18 protein-coding genes are annotated in these 17,999 nt (G+C 67.0%); 11 read left to right on the plus strand and 7 right to left on the minus strand.

What is annotated here, in order from left to right; translation table 11 throughout:
- Nucleotides 1–1,482: a ShlB/FhaC/HecB family hemolysin secretion/activation protein gene (locus U1H99_RS28370; RefSeq protein WP_323144810.1), complete on the minus strand. Its 1,482-nt coding sequence runs from the start codon at nt 1,480–1,482 to the stop codon at nt 1–3.
- Nucleotides 1,483–1,489: 7 nt separating this feature from the next.
- Here U1H99_RS28370 and U1H99_RS28375 point away from each other — a divergent pair, with 7 nt between their 5' ends.
- Nucleotides 1,490–1,750: a hypothetical protein gene (locus U1H99_RS28375; protein WP_323144809.1), complete on the plus strand. Its 261-nt coding sequence runs from the start codon at nt 1,490–1,492 to the stop codon at nt 1,748–1,750.
- 220 nt (nt 1,751–1,970) lie between these two features.
- On the opposite strand, the gene U1H99_RS28380 is transcribed toward U1H99_RS28375, so the two are convergent.
- The 4 genes from U1H99_RS28380 to U1H99_RS28395 form a co-directional block, all read right to left on the minus strand.
- Nucleotides 1,971–2,759 carry an SDR family NAD(P)-dependent oxidoreductase gene (locus tag U1H99_RS28380; protein ID WP_323144808.1) on the minus strand — a complete coding sequence of 263 codons (789 nt, stop codon included), beginning with the start codon at nt 2,757–2,759 and terminating at the stop codon, nt 1,971–1,973.
- A gap of 78 nt (nt 2,760–2,837) precedes the next feature.
- Complete coding sequence (locus U1H99_RS28385) at nt 2,838–3,152, minus strand: hypothetical protein (RefSeq protein ID WP_141828871.1); 315 nt, start codon at nt 3,150–3,152, stop codon at nt 2,838–2,840.
- Nucleotides 3,153–3,173: 21 nt separating this feature from the next.
- Nucleotides 3,174–3,704 carry a GNAT family N-acetyltransferase gene (locus tag U1H99_RS28390; protein WP_323144807.1) on the minus strand — a complete coding sequence of 177 codons (531 nt, stop codon included), beginning with the start codon at nt 3,702–3,704 and terminating at the stop codon, nt 3,174–3,176.
- Nucleotides 3,701–4,636, minus strand: coding sequence for a LysR family transcriptional regulator (locus U1H99_RS28395; RefSeq protein WP_323144806.1), 936 nt, complete (start codon nt 4,634–4,636; stop codon nt 3,701–3,703). Before U1H99_RS28395 ends, U1H99_RS28390 begins: the two co-directional genes overlap by 4 nt.
- A 301-nt stretch (nt 4,637–4,937) precedes the next feature.
- On the opposite strand from U1H99_RS28395, the gene U1H99_RS28400 reads away from it, so the two are divergent.
- From U1H99_RS28400 to U1H99_RS28445, 10 genes are all read left to right on the plus strand, one after another.
- The gene (locus U1H99_RS28400) at nt 4,938–7,220 is read left to right on the plus strand and encodes a TonB-dependent receptor (protein ID WP_323144805.1); all 2,283 of its coding nucleotides are present in this window, start codon (nt 4,938–4,940) and stop codon (nt 7,218–7,220) included.
- Nucleotides 7,221–7,326: 106 nt separating this feature from the next.
- Nucleotides 7,327–8,244, plus strand: a complete 918-nt coding sequence (locus U1H99_RS28405; protein WP_323144804.1) for an alpha/beta fold hydrolase — start codon at nt 7,327–7,329, stop codon at nt 8,242–8,244.
- Between the two features lie 30 nt (nt 8,245–8,274).
- Entirely contained in the window at nt 8,275–9,471 is a 1,197-nt protein-coding gene (locus tag U1H99_RS28410) for a substrate-binding domain-containing protein (RefSeq protein WP_323144803.1), read from the plus strand.
- 1 nt (nt 9,472) lies between these two features.
- Entirely contained in the window at nt 9,473–10,255 is a 783-nt protein-coding gene (locus tag U1H99_RS28415; protein WP_323144802.1) for an ABC transporter ATP-binding protein, read from the plus strand.
- Between the two features lies 1 nt (nt 10,256).
- Nucleotides 10,257–10,997 carry an ABC transporter ATP-binding protein gene (locus U1H99_RS28420; protein ID WP_375341660.1) on the plus strand — a complete coding sequence of 247 codons (741 nt, stop codon included), beginning with the start codon at nt 10,257–10,259 and terminating at the stop codon, nt 10,995–10,997.
- A gap of 1 nt (nt 10,998) precedes the next feature.
- Entirely contained in the window at nt 10,999–12,051 is a 1,053-nt protein-coding gene (locus U1H99_RS28425) for a branched-chain amino acid ABC transporter permease (protein ID WP_375341657.1), read from the plus strand.
- Between the two features lies 1 nt (nt 12,052).
- Nucleotides 12,053–13,132, plus strand: coding sequence for a branched-chain amino acid ABC transporter permease (locus tag U1H99_RS28430; protein WP_323144800.1), 1,080 nt, complete (start codon nt 12,053–12,055; stop codon nt 13,130–13,132).
- Nucleotides 13,133–13,371: 239 nt separating this feature from the next.
- Complete coding sequence (locus tag U1H99_RS28435) at nt 13,372–14,034, plus strand: choice-of-anchor J family PEP-CTERM protein (protein WP_323144799.1); 663 nt, start codon at nt 13,372–13,374, stop codon at nt 14,032–14,034.
- 13 nt (nt 14,035–14,047) lie between these two features.
- Entirely contained in the window at nt 14,048–14,494 is a 447-nt protein-coding gene (locus tag U1H99_RS28440; protein WP_323144798.1) for a post-PEP-CTERM-1 domain-containing protein, read from the plus strand.
- Entirely contained in the window at nt 14,481–15,995 is a 1,515-nt protein-coding gene (locus tag U1H99_RS28445; RefSeq protein ID WP_323144797.1) for a PA domain-containing protein, read from the plus strand. Before U1H99_RS28440 ends, U1H99_RS28445 begins: the two co-directional genes overlap by 14 nt.
- 121 nt (nt 15,996–16,116) lie before the next feature.
- Here the strand turns inward: U1H99_RS28445 and ppa are convergent, their stop codons facing one another.
- Both ppa and U1H99_RS28455 read right to left on the minus strand, forming a co-directional pair.
- The gene (ppa, locus tag U1H99_RS28450) at nt 16,117–16,653 is read right to left on the minus strand and encodes an inorganic diphosphatase (protein ID WP_323144796.1); all 537 of its coding nucleotides are present in this window, start codon (nt 16,651–16,653) and stop codon (nt 16,117–16,119) included.
- Nucleotides 16,654–16,793: 140 nt separating this feature from the next.
- On the minus strand, nt 16,794–17,990 hold the full coding sequence (locus U1H99_RS28455; protein ID WP_323144795.1) for a heme biosynthesis protein HemY: 1,197 nt from the start codon (nt 17,988–17,990) through the stop codon (nt 16,794–16,796).
- Nucleotides 17,991–17,999: the final 9 nt, after the last annotated feature.

Here is a 17,999-nt window from a genome sequence, read left to right on the forward strand (position 1 = left end):
TCAGTAACTGGCGGCGAGGTTGAAACCGTAGGTCGTGCGCGCGGTCTGGAAGTCGGCCGGCTTGTCGACCGGACGCCCGGCGAAGACCTCGTACTGCAGGCGCATCAGCTGGCCACGCAGGCCGATGGCGGCGCCGGTCAGATGGCGCGCCACCAGCGTCGGCGCGGTGCGTCCGCTGACGCGGCCGTGATCCAGGGCGAAGTAAATCTCGTGAGCCGAGCCGCCCGGCGCCAGCGCCAGTTCGTTGCGCAGCAGCCAGCCGTGGTCGGCCAGCAAACTGGTTTCGCCGTCGTAGCCACGCACGGTGTAACGCCCGCCGATCGCGAACCGGTCTTGCGGCAGCAGCGGCGCATGGCTGGTCTGGCCACGCCAGGTGGCGCTGTAGCGCAGGCCCTGGCCGGCCAGCTTGAAGGGCGCGCTCAGGTTCGCGTCGCCCAGCCACAGTCCGGCGCGCGAGCTGCCTTCACCGAATGCCTCTTCCGGCGCCCGCATGGCACCCTCCGCCCCGGTACCGCGGCGGTATTGCAGGTTCAGGTCGAGCGTCGCGGCGCCGAAGAATTCGCGATGGCCGATGCCCCGCTCCCAGCCCGCGGTGCGACGGCGCTGGACTTCCACTTCGGTGTCGTCGATGAAGTTCTTCGACGAGCGGCTCCAGCCGCGCAGCGACAGCGTGGTCTTGCGCGAGGCGTCGCGGTAGACCAGGCGCGCCAGCTTGATGTCACGATTGCGGTTTTCGCCGCTGTAGACGTAATCCCGGGTCAGGCCAGCGACGGTCTGGCGATAGCTGCTGTCGCTGCCCGTGGTGCTCAGCAGCCAATAGCCGAACGGGATCGAATAGTGGGCCACGAGGCCGTGGGTGCCGCCGCCGGCCCCGGGCTGGTCGAGGTTGCGGTTGAAACTGACGTAGAACAGGTCGTTCAACGTCCACCAATGGTCGTAGGACAGTGTGACAGTACCTTGGTGCTTGCCGGTGGCACGCGAGCCGCTGTCGTCGGCGCTCAGGCTCAGGCGCCAGGGGAAGCCCTGCTTCCAATGCACCACGAGGTCGCTTTCGCCCGGACGGGCATCACGGCCTTCCGCCGGCGCGATCTTGATGTCGGCATCGGCGGTGGGCACGCGTTTGAAGTTTTCGAGTGCCTGTTCGGTATCGCGCAGGTTGAGCAGGTCGCCCGGGGCGGCTGGCACCGCATTCCACTTGGTGGCGCGGCCGTCGGTACCCTCGGCGAAGCGCACGGCACGGATGCGGCCCGGTACGACGGTCAGCTGCAGCGTGCCGGACTTGATGTTCTGGGCCTCGGCCAGTACCCGCGTCGTCACATAGCCGCGCGCCAGGATCGCGTTCTGGACACGGTGCATGGCCAGGTTGATGCCCGCCATGCCGATGCAGTGGCCGGCGATCGGGTCGGCCTTGCCGTTGTCTTCGCGATCGACTGCCGCCAGCGCCCACTCGAACTGCGCGGCGCCCGCTCCTGCAAGCAGCACCCGGGTGATGTCGAAAACAGGGCTGCTCGCCGTCGGTGTAGCGGGCCGGATCGGCCGCCGCCGGCCGCTGCAGGCGCACGTCCGGCTCCTGCTCCTGCTGCTGGCGCACGCTGCGTTCACGCTCCTGTTGACGGAGGTATTCGAGGGTGTCGCGCTGGTCGGGTACGGTGGCAGCCGGGGGTTGGGGCTGCGGCACTTGCTGGGCCAGGGCCGCCGGTGCGATCGCGGCTGCGAGGGCGACACCGAGCGGCGGGAGGAGACGCCGTGACATTTAACTGCCTTATGCGAGTTATCAAACTGCGGCAAGTATAAGTGTCGTGTTTCCTTGTATCAATTAATATTGGATGAAGTCAATTTTTTACAACAGGTGCCGCGCTCGGTGTGACAATTGGTGAGAATGTCAAAAGATGATGATTGCAATGTTACGTATTTGACCGCTGACCCAACGCGCCTCGGGAGCAAACGGCTGCAGCCGATCCGCCAGGTAATCAAACCACGCTTTTGACCACGCCTCCATCCGCACGCAGGGCCGCGCCAGTGGTGGCGGACGCCAGCGGGCTGGCGACGTAGGCCACCAGCGAAGCGACTTCTTCCGGCGCGGCAAAGCGCTTGATGAGCGAGGTCGGACGTGCCTTCTCGAAGAATTCCTTTTCGCTCTGCTCGAACGACATGCCTTGCGCCTTGCCCATCGATTCGACCAGGTCCCTGACGCCGCGCGACTTGGTGGGTCCTGGAAGAATGCTGTTGACCGTGATGCCGGTGCCCGCCACCGCTTCGGCAAGGCCGCGCGACACCGCGAGCTGGGCGGTCTTGGTGGTGCCGTAGTGGATCATTTCGGTCGGGATCTGCATTGCGCTTTCGCTCGAAATGAAAATGATGCGGCCCCAGTTGCGCTGCCGCATCGATGGCAGGTACAGGCGCGCCAGGCGTACGCCGCCCAGCACGTTCACTTCGAAAAAGCGCATCCAGTCTTCGTCGGGGATGTCCTCGAACGGCTTCGCTTCGAAAATGCCGAGGTTGTTGCCCAGGATCTCGACATCCGGATACTGGCGCCCGAGTTCCTCGGCGGCGGCGGTGCCGAGATCGCCGGCGAAGCCGAGTACATCCGCACCAGTGGACGCTTTGATGTCCGTGATCGCCGTATCGACCGCCGCCCGGGTGCGCCCGTTCACGATCACACGCGCGCCTTCGCGTGCCAGCGCTTCGACGATGGCACGGCCGATGCCGGCGGTGCTGCCGGTGACCAGTGCGAGTTTGTTGGTGAGCTTGAGATCCACGATGTTCCTTTCCTGTCCGATGGCTGGTAGCGGATGACGTGGATGATTATGCAGCTTTTCCCGATGCGGGGCCGGTGTTCAGGGCATGGGCCTGTCGCCCAGGCTGCTGCGCAGCCAGTCGCGCCCGCGCGCATCCATCGCCTTGGCGATCACTGCTTCCGGCAGGCTGTAGACCGTGGCCCAGGTAGCGCGGCCATCGGGCGCATTCGACGGAAAGCTGGTGGTCTCGATCGGCCAGTGGTACTTGCGCTTCAGCGCGCGGACGATGGCCGCCAGCGTGACGCGGCCGCGCAGGGGTTCGGCGCCGGCCTGGTCGGCGTTGGACAGCAGGACAGCGAGCACGAGGCCGCGCGCGGTGCGCGGGCCGGGGAAGATGGGCGTTTTACTGGGCATGCCGGCATTGTAGCCGGGCCGTCAGTCCCTCGGCGCTTCGAGTGTGGCCAGGGCCTGGGCGATGCGTGATGCCGGCAGCATGTAGCGGCCGTACGCCATGCCCTGGATCGGCGGGATGTCGCGGTCGCGCACGAAGCCGATCGCCTCATACATGCGCAGCGCCGTCGCCATCACCGGGCTGGTATGCAGCACCACTGCCGGCGCGCCGGCGGTGCGCGCGCAGCGCAGGCAGGCCGCCATCAGCCGACGCCCGGTACCCTGCCCCCTCGCCTCGGGCGCCACCACCAGCATGCGCACCACCGACCACTCGGGCGGGAAGATCGCGCTGCGCGGCCCTCCCGGCGGCACGTGCAGCACGGCGCCGACGATGGCGTCGCCCTGCTCGGCTACCAACAGGTCGCCCTCATGCGCCAGGTCGCCCAGCCGGCCGATACGCTCGATGAAGGTTGGCCAGTCGTCGTAGTGCGCTTCGTACTGCGCAAAAGCAGCGCGTGCGACGGCATTGGCGCCGTCCGCGTCGCGGGGTTCGTAGCGTCGGATCATCAGGGTCATGCAGTCCTTTCCAGTGCAGTTCTTTCCATATCGGCCTTGTGCCACCACAGTTTCGGATTGTTGTCGGCCAGCTCGCGCAGCAGGTCCCATACCACTTTCACGCGGCGCAGCCGGTACAGGTCGGCCGGCGCGGCCAGCCAGAACGAGCGTTCGGCATAGAAGCCCGGCAGCACCTGTACCAGGCGCTCGTCGTCCATCACCGCATAAGGCGGCGCCATCATCAGGCCCATGCCGATCGCCGCCGCCTCGATCTGGGCGGTCATGCCGGAACAGCACAGGCGCCGCCGCGGCGTGAAGCCGAGTTCGTTCAGGTAGGACAGTTCGCGGCTGGCCAGGCGGTCCTGCACGTAATCGACGAAATCGTGGCGCTCGAGGTCGGCGTGCGTTTCGATCTTCGGGTGTTTTGCCAGGTAGGCCGGCGCGGCGTACAGGTAGAAGCGGAACGAGGCCAGCCGCGTGACCATGTAGCGCCCGGTGGATGGCGGATCGAGCATGACGCCGAGGTCGGCCTCGCGGTTGGCCAGGTTGGCGAAGCGCGGCAGCGCCAGCAGGTCGATCGACAGGTCGGGATGGTCTTCGAACAGCTTGACCAGCAGTGGCGCCACCACGCGCACGCCGAACACTTCGGGCACGCCCAGGCGCACCACCCCGTGGGCCGCGACCTCGGCCCCGCCGAGCTGCTCGGCCGCCGCCAGCGCCGCCCCTTCCATCGCCTCGGCGTGCGGCAGCAGCGCGCGCCCCATTTCAGTCAGTTCGTAGCCTTCGCGCGAGCGGTCGAACAGGGTGTTGCCGAGCTGGTGTTCGAGGCGGTCGATGCGGCGCGCCACCGTGGTGTGCTCGACCTCGATCCGGCGCGACGCGCCCGACAGCGTGCCGGCGCGTGCCAGTTCCAGGAAAAAACGCAGGTCAGTCCACTCGGGCAGGCTGTTCATGACAGGTTGTTCCTTATCAAGATGACACATTGTGCACTAGTGCACATTCCTGCTGCAAGGTTTTGGTGCTGCTATTTGTGCGTGCACAAAAACCACACAAGCGAGCTCGACAGTGCCCTTTCCCGCGTGCCCCCGGGCGGTGTATATGGCTGTGCAAATTTGCACACCCGGTGGGCGCGCTGTTGTCTATTCAACCAATCCCATCCGAGTCACACTGCGGTGCGTGCGAAAAAAAAGCATGACACCACAACAAAATCAGGAGACGTCCATGCGTGTTTGCAAGAAAAAAGCGCGGTTGCCCATGCGCGCAACCCGGCAGCACCTGCTGAGCCATTCCGCGGCTGCCCTGCTCGCCCTGTCCGGCGCCGCCGCCGGTACGGTCCATGCCCAGGATACCGGTGGTGCCGTCCCCGCCCCTGAAGGCAATGTCGAGAAAGTGGTCGTCACCGCACGCCGCCGCCAGGAAACCCTGCAGGACGTGCCGGTGTCGGTCACGGCGTACACCGCCGACCAGCTGTCCAAGCAGGGCATCCCGGACGTGGTCGCGCTCACCACCACGCTGCCGAACACCACCCTGAAGGCCTCGCGCGCCACCAATTCCACGCTGACCGCCTTCATCCGCGGCGTCGGCCAGGCCGACCCGCTGGCCGGCTTCGAATCCGGCGTCGGCATCTACCTCGACGACATCTACCTGGCCCGCCCGCAAGGCGCGGTGGCCGACATCTACGACGTCGAGCGCATCGAAGTGCTGCGCGGCCCGCAGGGCACGCTGTACGGCCGCAACACCATCGGCGGCGCCGTCAAGTACGTCACCCGCAGGCTGGCGCCGCAGACCGACGTGCGCCTGAAAGGCACGCTTGGCAACTACAAGGAACGCGACGGCGTCCTCACCGCCAGCACCCCGCTCAGCGACACGCTGCGCGTCGGCGGCACCATCGCCAAATTCAAGCACGATGGCTACGGCCGCAACCTGTTCAACGGCGCGCCCAACTACGACAAGGACCTGGCGGCGGCGCGCGTGTCGGCCGAATGGACGCCGACCCCGGACCTGTTCGTGCGTGTGGCCGCCGACCTGACCCAGGACGATTCGCATCCCAAGAATGGCCACCGCCTGATCGTCGGCCGCACCAGCGGTGCCCCGATCCTGTCCAACGTCTACGACACCCAGGCCGAGATGATGACGGCGCTCGGGCACGAGCAGCAAGTGCGCCAGCACGGCGTGTCGGCCACGGTCGAATGGAACGTCACCCCGGAGCTGACCTTCAAGTCGATCACCGCCCAGCGCCAGGACAAGTCGTACGCGCCGATCGACTTCGATTCCCTTCCCGTGGTCGACATGGAAGTGCCGGCGCTGTACACCAACAAGCAGTTCAGCCAGGAATTCAACCTGACCTACACCGGTCCCAAGATCCAGGGCGTGGCCGGCGTCTACTACATCGACGCCAACGCCTACAACAAGTTCGATACCATCCTGGCCGGCCTCGTGCCCACCAGCACCTTCACCAGCGGCGACATCGACACCAAGGCCTGGGCCGTGTATGCCGACGGCAGCTATAACCTGACCGACACGCTGCAGCTGTCGCTGGGCGGCCGCTACACCGTCGACAAGCGCGAAGCCGACATCTTCCGCCAGATCTACTTCGGCCTGGGCGGCACGCCGCAAATGGGTAACCCGGGCGCCATCCTGTTCCGCACCGACACCGATCTGCCGGGGCTCTCCCGCGAGGACAAGAAATTCACCCCGCGCATCGCCCTGAATTACAAGGCGACCCCTGACCAGAACGTCTACGCGTCCTACTCGAAAGGCTTCAAGGGCGGCGGCTTCGACCCGCGCCTGAACGTGGTCGGCACCCGCATCACGCAGGCGCAAGCCCGCGCCGGCTACCGTCCCGAAACCATCGGCACCGCGGAGCTGGGCCTGAAGTCCTCGTTCAACGGCGGCCGCATCACCACCAACACCGCCCTGTTCTACAGCGACTACAAGGACGTGCAGATCCCCGGTTCTGTGGCGATCGACACCAACGGCGACGGCCGCGACGACAGCTTCGCCGGCCTGACCACCAACGCCGGCAAGGCCAAGATCAAGGGCTTTGAATTCGAAGCGGTGGCGCACCTGACCCCGAATTTCTCGCTGGCCGGCATGTACAGCTACATTGACGCCAAGTACGACGAATACATCGTGGCCGGCGTCAACGTGGCCAACCAGCGCGTGTTCCAAAACACCCCCGCGCAACTCGGCCAACCTGCGCGCCACCTACGACATTCCGCTGCCGGTCGGCGGCGTGGGCGGCCGGCTGGCGCTGATCGGCAGCGCTTCCTACCGCGGCGCCACCAACCAGTTCGAGACCGTCTCGATCCTCGACCAGGAATCGTATTACCTGTACGACGCCAGCATGGTCTGGACCCGCGCCGACGGCAAGATCCGCGCCGGCCTGCACGGCAAGAACCTGAACGACAAGCACTACAAGACCGCCGGCTACCTGTTCCCGACGCTGGGCAACGAAGGCACGCTGACCGCCTTCTACGGCGCCCCGCGCACGGTGCAGGCGACGGTCGAGTACCGCTTCTGAAGCCCCGGCCATGAAGCGGCGTCCCGCCCGGTGCCGTCGGGCACCGGGCGGGACCCTGTGTGCCCGAGATTTGAACCGGTGGCCTTGCACGCAGGGCCGCCATCGAAGGATTGTTTGAGCGTGCCTAATTTCATACCGATCCGTTACACCAGTGCCGACGGCCTGGCGCTGTATGCCCGTGACTACCCGGCGGGCGGAGGCACCGCGCCCGTGGCAGCGATGGGGCAGATGCAGGCGCAGCCTGTCGCGGCCCGCCTCCCCGTCATTTGCATCCACGGCCTGACGCGCAATTCGGCCGACTTCGACGAATTCGCCCCGGCCATCGCGGCGCTGGGCCGGCGCGTGCTGGCGCTCGACGTGCGCGGCCGCGGCCACTCCGAGCGCGACCCCGATCCGTCGAACTACACCCCGCAGGTGTATGCGGACGACGTGGTCAAGCTGATGGCCGACCTCGGCATCGCGCGTGCCGTCTTCGTCGGCACCTCGATGGGCGGCCTGATCACGATCGCGCTGGCGGCGCGCCACATCGGCCTGATCGCGGCGGCGGTCCTGAACGACGTCGGCCCGGTCCTGTCGGAACGCGGTCTGGCGCGCATCGCCGGCTACACCGGCAAGGCCGTCGCGCCGGCCTCGTGGCACGATGCGGCCTGCTACGTCAGGGACATCAACGCCTGCGCCTTCCCCGACTACCAGGAACAGGAATGGGACAAGTGGGCGCGGCGCGCCTTCGAACCCGATGCCAGCGGCCGGCTGGCGCCGCGCTACGATCCGAACATTGCCATTGCGCTGCAAACCGGTAGACTCAGAACCACCTCGCTGGCCTCGCGCATGGCGTTCCGGCGCCTGGCGCGCGAGCGCCCGGTGCTGCTGGTGCGCGGCGCCCTGTCCGACCTCCTGGAAACCAGGCAGGCCGACTGGATGCGGCATGCGGCGCCGTTGATGCAGTATGTCGAGGTGCCGAACGTCGGACATGCGCCGATGCTGACCGAAGCGCCGGCGCTGCAGGCGATCGAACGCTTCCTGGCCAGCGTGCCATGAGCAAAAAAAATCAGAAACAAGGAGACCAGCATGACCCGTATTAAATCGATGCCGGCAGCCTTCCTGGCTGCCTTCGCCGCCGCCCTGTCCGCCGGTAGCGCCTGCGCCGCGCCGGACCTGAAGGTCGCCCTCATCGCCGGCAAGACCGGCGCCCTCGAAGCCTATGCCAAGGAAACCGAGACCGGCTTCATGATGGGCCTGGAGTACCTTACCGGCGGCAAAATGGAAATCAACGGCCGCAAGATCAAGGTGATCGTCAAGGACGACCAGGGCAAGCCCGACCTCGGGCGCACGCTGCTGGCGGAAGCCTATGGCGACGACAAGGTCGACATCGCGGTCGGCACCACCTCGTCCGGCTCGGCGCTGGCGATGCTGCCGGTGGCCAAGGAATACAAGAAGGTGTTGATCGTCGAACCGGCCGTGGCCGACGAGATCACCGGCAGCAAGTGGAACAAGTACATCTTCCGCACCGCGCGCAGCTCGATGCAGGATGCCCTGGCGGCCGCCTCCACCTTCAAGCAAGGCAGCGTCGGCTTCCTGACCCAGGACTATGCATTCGGGCGCGACGCCGTCAAGGCCGCCAAGGAAGCGCTGGCCGCCACCGGCAGCAAGGCCGTCGTCGTGCACGAGGAATACGCGCCGGCCGCCTCCACCGACTTCACGGCGCCGACCCAGCGCATCTTCGACGCCCTGAAGGACAAGCCGCAGCCGCGCGTGCTGCAGATCGTGTGGGCCGGCCCGAATCCGCTGACCAAGGTCGCCAACATGAAGCCGGAGCGCTATGGCATCGCGGTCGCTCCCGGCGGCAACATCCTGCCCGTCATGAAGACCTGGAAGGCCTACGCCGGCACCGAAGGTACCATCTTCTATTACTACGGCTTCCCGAAAAACAAGATGAACGACTGGCTGGTCGCCGAGCACATCAAGCGCTACAAGATGCCGCCCGACATGTTCACCGCCGGCGGCATGGCGGCGGCCGGCGCCGTGGTCGCGGCGCTGCAGAAAGTCCCGAACGCCAACGGCGACCAGATGGCGGCGGCGATGGAAGGCATGAGCTTCGAGACCCCGAAAGGCACTATGAGCTTCCGCAAGGAAGATCACCAGGCGTTGCAGACGATGTACCACTTCCGCATCAAGAAAGACCAGAAGAACGAGTGGGACTTGCTGGAACTGGTGCGCGAGATTCCGGTTGCCGACATGCCGCTGCCGGTCAAGAACAAGCGCTGACATGGACACGCCGTCGAGCAAGCCAGGGCAGCCTTCGCTGTCCACGCGCGACCTGAGCATCCGCTTCGGCGGCCACGTCGCGGTGAATGCGGTATCGGCCGATTTTTATCCCGGTACGCTGACCGTGATCGTGGGTCCGAACGGGGCCGGCAAGACCACCTATTTCAACCTGGTGTCGGGCCAGCTGCAGGCCACGTCAGGCCGCGTGTTCCTGCGCGGCCAGGACATCACCGGCTCCGGACCGGCGCGCCGCACCCGCCTGGGCATCGGCCGGGCGTTCCAGCTGACCAACCTGTTCCCGCACTTGACGGTGCTGGAAAACGTGCGGCTGGCGGTGCAGAGCCGGGCCGGCATCGGCCTGTCGATGCTGTCGCTGTGGTCCGGGCACCGCGACGTGATCGCGCGCGCCGAACACTACCTCGAGCGGGTGGCGATGGCGGGCAAGCGCAACGCCTGGGTCGGCACGCTGTCGCACGGCGACCAGCGCAAGCTCGAAGTCGCGATCCTGCTGGCGCTGGAACCCGAGATCATGATGTTCGACGAACCGACCGCCGGCATGAGCGTGGACGAGGTGCCGGTGGTGCTCGACCTGATCCACCAGGTGAAAGCCGAGCGCCGGCGCACCGTGCTGCTGGTCGAGCACAAGATGGACGTGGTGCGCGCGCTGGCCGACCGCATCGTCGTGCTGCACAACGGCACCCTGGTGGCGGACGGCGAACCGGCCACCGTGATGCAGTCGCAGATCGTACAGGAGGCCTATCTTGGCACACCCGAACCTGCGTGACGTGAACGCGGCGCCGGCCGCCGACTCGATCCTGACCCTGTCCGGCGTCCACACCCACATCGGCCAGTACCATATCCTGCAGGGCGTGGACCTGGTGGTGCCGCGCGGCGGCCTGGCGGTGCTGCTGGGCCGCAACGGCGCCGGCAAGACCACCACGCTGCGCACCATCATGGGCCTGTGGAAGGCCAGCCGCGGATCGATCATGTTCGACGGCCGCGACATCAGCAAGATGACGACGCCCGACATCGCGCGCGCCGGCATCGCCTATGTCCCGGAAAGCATGGCGGTGTTCTCGGAACTGACGGTACGTGAGAACCTCTACCTGGCGGCGCGCACGGGCCCGCTGGACGCGGCGCGGGTCGACTGGATCTGCGCCTTCTTCCCGGCCCTGAAGCGCTTCTGGAACACCCCGGCCGGCAATCTGTCGGGCGGGCAGAAGCAAATGGTCGCGATCGCGCGCGCGATCGTGGAACCGCGCCAGCTGCTGCTGGTCGACGAGCCGACCAAGGGCCTGGCGCCGGCCATCGTCCAGAGCCTGATGGCGGCCTTCCGCGAGCTGAAGGATACCCGCACCACGATCCTGCTGGTCGAGCAGAACTTCAACTTCGTCAGGAGCCTGGGCGACAGCGTGAGCGTGATGGACGACGGCCGCGTCGTGCATGCCGGCCTGATGCACGACCTGGCCGGCGACGAGGCACTCCAGCAGCGGCTGCTGGGCCTGTCGCTCGACTCCCACCAATGACATGAAACCGACTACCGTGACCGCTCCACTCCCGCTCCCCCAGGCCGCCCCGGCCCTGCAGGCCGAGACGCCCCTGCCGGCGGCCCGGCGCGACATCGCGCCGCTGCTGCTGGTGCCGCTGCTGATGCTGGCCGTCCTGCCCTTCGTCAGCTTCCCGACCTGGATCACGCTGACCGTGGCCGGGCTGGCAATGGGCATGATGATCTTTATCATGGCCAGCGGCCTGACCCTGGTGTTCGGCCTGATGAACGTGCTGAACTTCGGCCATGGCGCCTTCGTCTCGGTCGGCGCCTTCAGCGCCACGCTGGTGCTGCTGCCGATGCGCAACTGGCTGGAAGCCGATTCGCTGGCAGCCAACCTCGGCGCGCTCGGCCTGGCCGTGCTGCTGGCGATGGGCGTCACATTTCTACTCGGTTTGGTCTTCGAGCGCGTGCTGATCATGCCGGTGTATGGCCAGCACCTGAAGCAGATCCTGATCACGATGGGCGGCATGATCGTCTCGGAACAATTGATTAACGTGATCTGGGGCGCTGAGCAATTGCCGCTCCCCCTGCCGGCAGCCCTGCACGGCGCCCTGTTCCTGGGCGATGCCGCCATCGAGAAATACCGGCTGGTGGCGGTCGTGGTCGGGGTGGTGGTGTTCGCAGCGATGTTCCTCACGCTCAACCGGACCCGCATCGGCCTCCTGATCCGCGCCGGCGTCGAGAACGGCGACATGGTCGAGGCGCTCGGCTACCGGATCCGCCGCCTGTTCGTCGCCGTGTTCGCGGCGGGGTCGGCGCTGGCCGGCCTGGGCGGCGTGATGTGGGGACTGTACAAGGAAACCCTGTCGGCCTCGATGGGCGCCGACATCACCGTGATGATCTTTATCGTCATCATCATCGGCGGACTGGGGTCCGTCGGCGGCTGCTTCATCGGCGCGCTGCTGATGGCGCTGGCCGGCAACTACGCCGGCTTCCTGGCACCCAAGGTCGCGCTGGTGTCGAACATCATCCTGATGATCGCCATCCTGCTGTGGCGCCCGGCCGGCCTGTATTCCAAATCGCGGAGCTGAGATGCTGGTCAAATTCCTTTCCAACGACCTGCCGCGCAGCCGCCTGCTGGCCGCCGTGCTGGTCGCCATCGTGCTCGGGCTGCTGCTGGCGCCCTTCCTGTTCAGCGGCGCGCGTCCGCTCAACACCGCGGCCACCATCTGCATCTACATCGTGCTGGTGGCATCCTACGACCTGCTGCTGGGCTATACCGGCATCGTCTCGTTCGCCCACACCATGTTCTACGGGATCGGTGCCTACGGCATCGGCATTGCCCTGGCGCGCGTCGACGAGCCGACCTGGGGCGTGGCCTTGGGCGGGCTGGCGCTGGCGCTGCTGCTGACGGTGGCGCTGGCGCTGGTGATCGGCCTGTTCGCGCTGCGCGTGCGGGCGATCTTCTACGCCATGATCACGCTGGCGGTGGCGTCCTCGTTCGCGGTGCTGGCTTCGCAGTTGTCCGATTTCACCGGCGGCGAGGATGGCCGCACCTTCGGCGTGCCGGAACTGCTCACGCCCGGCTTCACGCTATTTGAAAACGATGTGCTCGGCCGCGCCATCGACGGCAAGGTCATCACTTACTACATCGTGTTCTTCGGCTGCGTGCTGCTGTTCCTGTTCTTGCTGCGGCTGGTCAATTCGCCGTTCGGGCGGGTGCTGCAGGCGATCCGCGAGAACGAATTCCGCGCCGAAGCGCTCGGCTACCGCACCGTGGTCTACCGGGTCTGGGCCAACGTGCTGGCGGCGCTGGTGGCGGCGCTGGCTGGCGCCCTGATGGCCCTGTGGCTGCGCTACGTCGGCCCCAAGACCTCGCTTGGTTTCGAGGTGATGACCGACATCCTGCTGATCGTCGTGATCGGCGGCATGGGCACCATGTACGGCGCGGTGGTCGGCGCCACGCTGTTCATCCTGGCGCAGAACTACCTCAAGACGCTGATGGGACAAGCCTCGGATGCGCTCGCCGGCACGCCGCTGCTGGCGGCGGCGCTGCATCCGGACCGCTGGATGCTGTGGCTGGGGGTGCTGTTCATCCTGTCGATCTATTTCTTCCCGATCGGGATCGTCGGCAAGCTGCGCCTGCGCCGCTTCCTTGCGCCCCAGCGCTGATCCTTCCAGCAGGCACCTTCCTGTCTCCTTCACGTGCAGCGTCCGAGCGGGCGCTGCCACGATCCGTCCCACGCCCCCGCAAGTCCCGCCAGACGATACGTCGTTTGTCCAGCCCAGCCATTAGCTAAAGATCAAGGTTTGTTGTCGTTCAACTCATAAGATTAGCCCATCAATGGTCTCGTCGATGAGCCAGCGCGAGCAGTCCACCATCCTACTGGCTTCCTTGAAAGGGCTTTCCAATGAAACATGCGAAAACCTTGTGTGCGGCAGTGGCACTGTCGCTGGCGGCAATCGGCTCCGCGGCAGCGCAGACGTCGCGCGTACAGGTCCTGAACGAAGGCTTCGAGAACATCGGCGGCCTGACCGGATGGACGCAGGTAAACAATAGCGCCCCGGTTGGCAACGCCTGGTTCCAGGGCAATGCTGGTATCTTCCCGGCGCAGGCGGGCGCGGCCGATTCCTATGCCGGCGTCAACTTCCTCAGCGCCGCCGGCGGCAGCGGCAACATCGACAACTGGCTGATCACCCCCTCCCTCACCCTGTCCGGCCTCACCGACATCAGTTTTTATACGCGCCACGCCGCGGATCCTGGCTTCAGCGAGCTGCTGGAAGTACGCTTTGCCTACGGCGACAGCAGCAATCCGGCGGACTTCAATACGCTGATCACCACCATCGGCAACACCGGCGGCTACCCGACCGAGTGGGCGCTGTTCGACACCAGCCTCGCGCTCGAGGGCCCGGGCCGCTTTGCCTTCCGCTACGCCGGGCCCGCCGAGCTCTCGGGCTATGTCGGCCTGGATTCGGTCAGCGTGGTGACGGCGGTGCCGGAACCGGCGACCTGGATGCTGCTGGCCATGGGCCTCGGCGGCCTGGGCCTGGCGCGCCGCCGGCTGCAATCGTAGAAGGGGAACCGTCATGTCCAAGCAAAGAATCCTGAACGCCAGCGCCATGGCCACCTTGTGCGCGCTCGCTGCGTTCTCGCTGCAGGCCAAGGCACAGCAGCAGGCGCAGCCGGCAAGCCCGCACAGCCAGGAAGGCATGGTCGTCGTGCGCGATGCCCAGACCGGCAAGATGCGCGCCCCCACGCCGGACGAGCTGAAGGCACTGCAAGGCCGCACCCCAGCACCGGCCGCCCTGGCTGCCGGCAGGCCGCAACAGCACCAGGCCCTGGCCCCGCGCCGCGACGGCACGCGCGGCGTACGTCTCGGCGACCGCACCATGGTTTACGACGTGGTCACGCGCGGTGCCGACGGCAAGCTGTCCAGCGAATGCGTGCACGGCGCCGCCGCTGCCGAAGCTGCCCTGGGCGGTGCCGTCCCTGCCACCGACGCCCACGAGGAGCATGTCCATGAAACCCGCTGATCCATCCTGCGCCGCACCGGCCGGCGAACCCGGCAAATCCGGCGCACCGTCGCGCCTGCAGCGCCTTGCCAACACCGCGGCCGGCGTCGGCGTGGCGCTGGCGCTGGCCTGCGGCGCCCTCGCCGTCGGCGCCTCGAGCGCGCATGCCGCCGCCACCATCGTGATCATCAACCTGAACGAGCCGGGCGTGGGCTTCAACGACACCACCCGGGCCACGCCGGTCGGCGGCAACACCGGCACCACGCTGGGCCAGCAGCGCCTGATCGCCTTCCAGCGCGCGGCCGACCTGTGGGGCGCCACCCTCATCAGCAGCGTGCCGATCCGCATCGGCGCGTCCTTCGAACCGCTGTCCTGCACCGCCAGCAGCGCGGTGCTGGGCTCGGCCGGCGCCACCGAGATCTTTTCCGATTTCACGAACGCGCCGCGCGCCAACACCTGGTATCCGAGCGCACTGGGCAGCAAGCTGGCCGGCACCGACATCGCCACGCCGGGCCAGCCGCATATCCGGGCGCGCTTCAACTCGCGGCTCGGGCTGTTTCCCGATTGCCTGCCCGGCGGCGGCTTCTACCTCGGGCTGGACCGCAATGTCGGCGACGGCATCGACCTGGTGACGGTACTGCTGCACGAGTTCGCGCACGGCCTCGGCTTCCAGTCCTTCACCGACGAGGAAACCGGCGAGCAGATCGAGAACCTGCCGTCGATCTGGGATTACTACCTGCTGGACAACCGCCTGAACCGCACCTGGGTCGAACTGACCGCGGCCCAGCGCGCCGCCTCGGCCGTGACCTGGCGCGGCCTGTCCTGGAACGGTCCGGTCGTGACCCGTAACGTGCCGCAGGTGCTCGATCCGTCCTCGAACCTCGCGGTCTCGGGCAGCGCCGCCGGCAATGCGGCCGGCGATTACCAGGTCGGCGACGCCTCGTTCGGGCCGCCGCTGGCGAACCCGCCGGTGCGCGGCCAGCTGATGCCTGTGGTCGACCAGGCCAACGGCACCGGCCTGGCGTGTACGCCGCTGAGCGCGGCCAATGCGCTGGCGGTGCGCGGCAACGTCGCGCTGGTCGACCGCGGCAGCTGCGACTTCGTCACCAAGGCTGCCACCGTGCAGGCCGCCGGTGCGATCGGGATGGTGGTGGCCGACAACCAGCCGGGCGACGTGGCCGGGATGAGCGGCAGCGATCCGTCGATCGCGATCCCGTCGGTGCGGGTCACGCAGCCGGACGGCGCGACCCTCAAGGCGGCGCTGCAGCGGCGCTCGCGCACCGCGTCCGGTGTGGTGGCCAGCCTCGGCCTGAACACGACCCGCCTGGCCGGCACCGACGCCCGCGGCCGTATCCTGCTGTACACGCCGAGCATCTACTCGCCGGGCTCGTCGGTATCGCACTACACCACCGAAGCCAAGCCGAATCAGCTGATGGAACCCTTCATCAACGACGACCTGACCCACGAGGTGACGCCGCCGCGCGACCTGACTTATCCGCTGCTGCAGGATATAGGCTGGTAACGAGCGGCTGGTGATCGCAGGTAATCAAAGAAAGGTAATACAGGGCCAACAAAGCAAAAGGGCCGGTCCCCACAAGGAGCCGGCCCTTCCAGGCGCGCGTTACGGCTGCGCGCAGTGCAAATTACTGCTTCGACTTGTTGAAAGCGGCGACGCCGTTCAGGATTTCCTGCTTGGCGGCTTCCGGGCCTTCCCAGCCTTCGACCTTGACCCACTTGCCTTTTTCCAGGTCCTTGTAGTGTTCGAAGAAGTGCTGGATCTGGCGCAGGGTCAGTTCCGGAACGTCGTCGACCTTCTGCAGGTTGCTGTACAGCGGCAGCAGTTTTTCGACCGGCACGGCCAGGATCTTCGAATCGCCGCCGGCTTCGTCGGTCATCTTCAGCACGCCCAGCACGCGGCAGCGCACCACCACGCCCGGGATCAGGGCGAACGGGGTGATGACCAGCACGTCGCACGGGTCGCCGTCGTCGGCGACGGTGTCCGGGATGTAGCCGTAGTTGCACGGGTAGTGCATGGCGGTGCCCATGAAGCGGTCGACGAAGATCGCGCCCGATTCCTTGTCCACTTCATACTTGACCGGATCGGCATTCATCGGGATTTCGATGACGACGTTGAAATCGTTCGGCACATCGCGGCCGGCGTTGACGTTATTCAGGCTCATGCTAGTCCTTGTTTACTGGGAGTCGGTTGCTGGGAAAACAATAAAGGGGGCATTATAGCGAATCGCACCAGGCTTGTGCGCCGCACAAGCCCGCCAGCCGCGCCGGCCGCGGCAGGACGGTACTTTTGCCGGACGGCAGCTCACACCAGGTCTGCCAGTGCGCACAGGCGGTAATGGCGGTTCGCCTCCTCCTGCTGTCCCAGCGCCTCGTGCAGCTGGGCCAGCTTCAGATGGGTCTCGCGCACCAGCGCGGTGTCGACCGCATCCGACAGCGCGCCTTCCAGGTAGCGCTGGGCCTTGCCCCACAGTTTCTGGCGCAGGCACAGCGAGCCGAGGGTCAGCGCCAGCTCGGCGTCGTTCGGGTGGGCGCGCAGCCAGGCTTCGCATTTTTCGATCTGGGCCAGCAGCGTGGGCGAGCCTTCCGGGCCGGCGGCGTCGCGGTAGGCACGCACCACGCGCTCGTCCCAGCCGGCCTTGAGGGCGTCCTCGACGATCAGGCGCGCCTCGTCGTGCAGGCCGCGCGCATTGAAGGCGGCGGCCGCGCGCGCCGCGATCGCCGGCTGCAGGCGATCGGCGGCGGGTACGCCGGCCCACAGGCGGCGGATCGATTCGGCATCCATGCCGCCTTCGGACAGCAGCGACTCGTAGGCCATCTCGCGCAGGCGGCTTGAGAGGGCCGGATGCAAGGCGTTGCGCTTGTCGAGGGTACGCACCAGGCGCAGCACTTCGGGCCAGTTGCGCGCCTGCTGGTTGGCCTTCATCGCCCACTGCAGCGCGTGGATGTGGCGCTGGCCGCTGGCGTTCAGTTCCGCTACCGCTTCCAGCGCGGCTTCCGGCTTGTGCTCGTCGACCAGCAGCTCGGTGACCGTCATCAGGCGCGCGGTCTTGAGATTGGTGTAGTGCGCGATGCCGGCCAGCCAGGCGTCGCGCCGCGCCGGTTCGCGCATGCGGTGGGCGGCGCGGGCGCCGATCAGGGCCGCCAGGCCGGCATTCTCGGGCAGCTCGGCTGCCTGCATCGCGGCCTTCTCGGCATGGCCGAAGCGGCCTTCGAACAGGGCTTTCAGGGCGTCGCGCAGGCCGCGGTTGGCTTCACGCTCGCGCTTGCGGAAACGGTAGGCCGCCACCTGCTTCGGCATGCCGAGGGTGGCGCGTACCGCCCGCACCAGGCCGTAGACCAGCAGGAACAGCAGCACCGCCAGCACCACGAACAGGTTGAGCGACAAATCGATCCGGTGCGGCGGGTAGAAGAACACCACGTTGCCGGGGTTGAAGCGCGCGGTCACGGCGATGCCGATCGCCGCGGCCATCAGGGCGACTAACCAGAGGAGTAAGCGCATCGTCGGGAC

The sequence above is a fragment of the Massilia phyllosphaerae genome (assembly GCF_034659755.1).
Lineage (GTDB): Bacteria > Pseudomonadota > Gammaproteobacteria > Burkholderiales > Burkholderiaceae_D > Telluria > Telluria phyllosphaerae.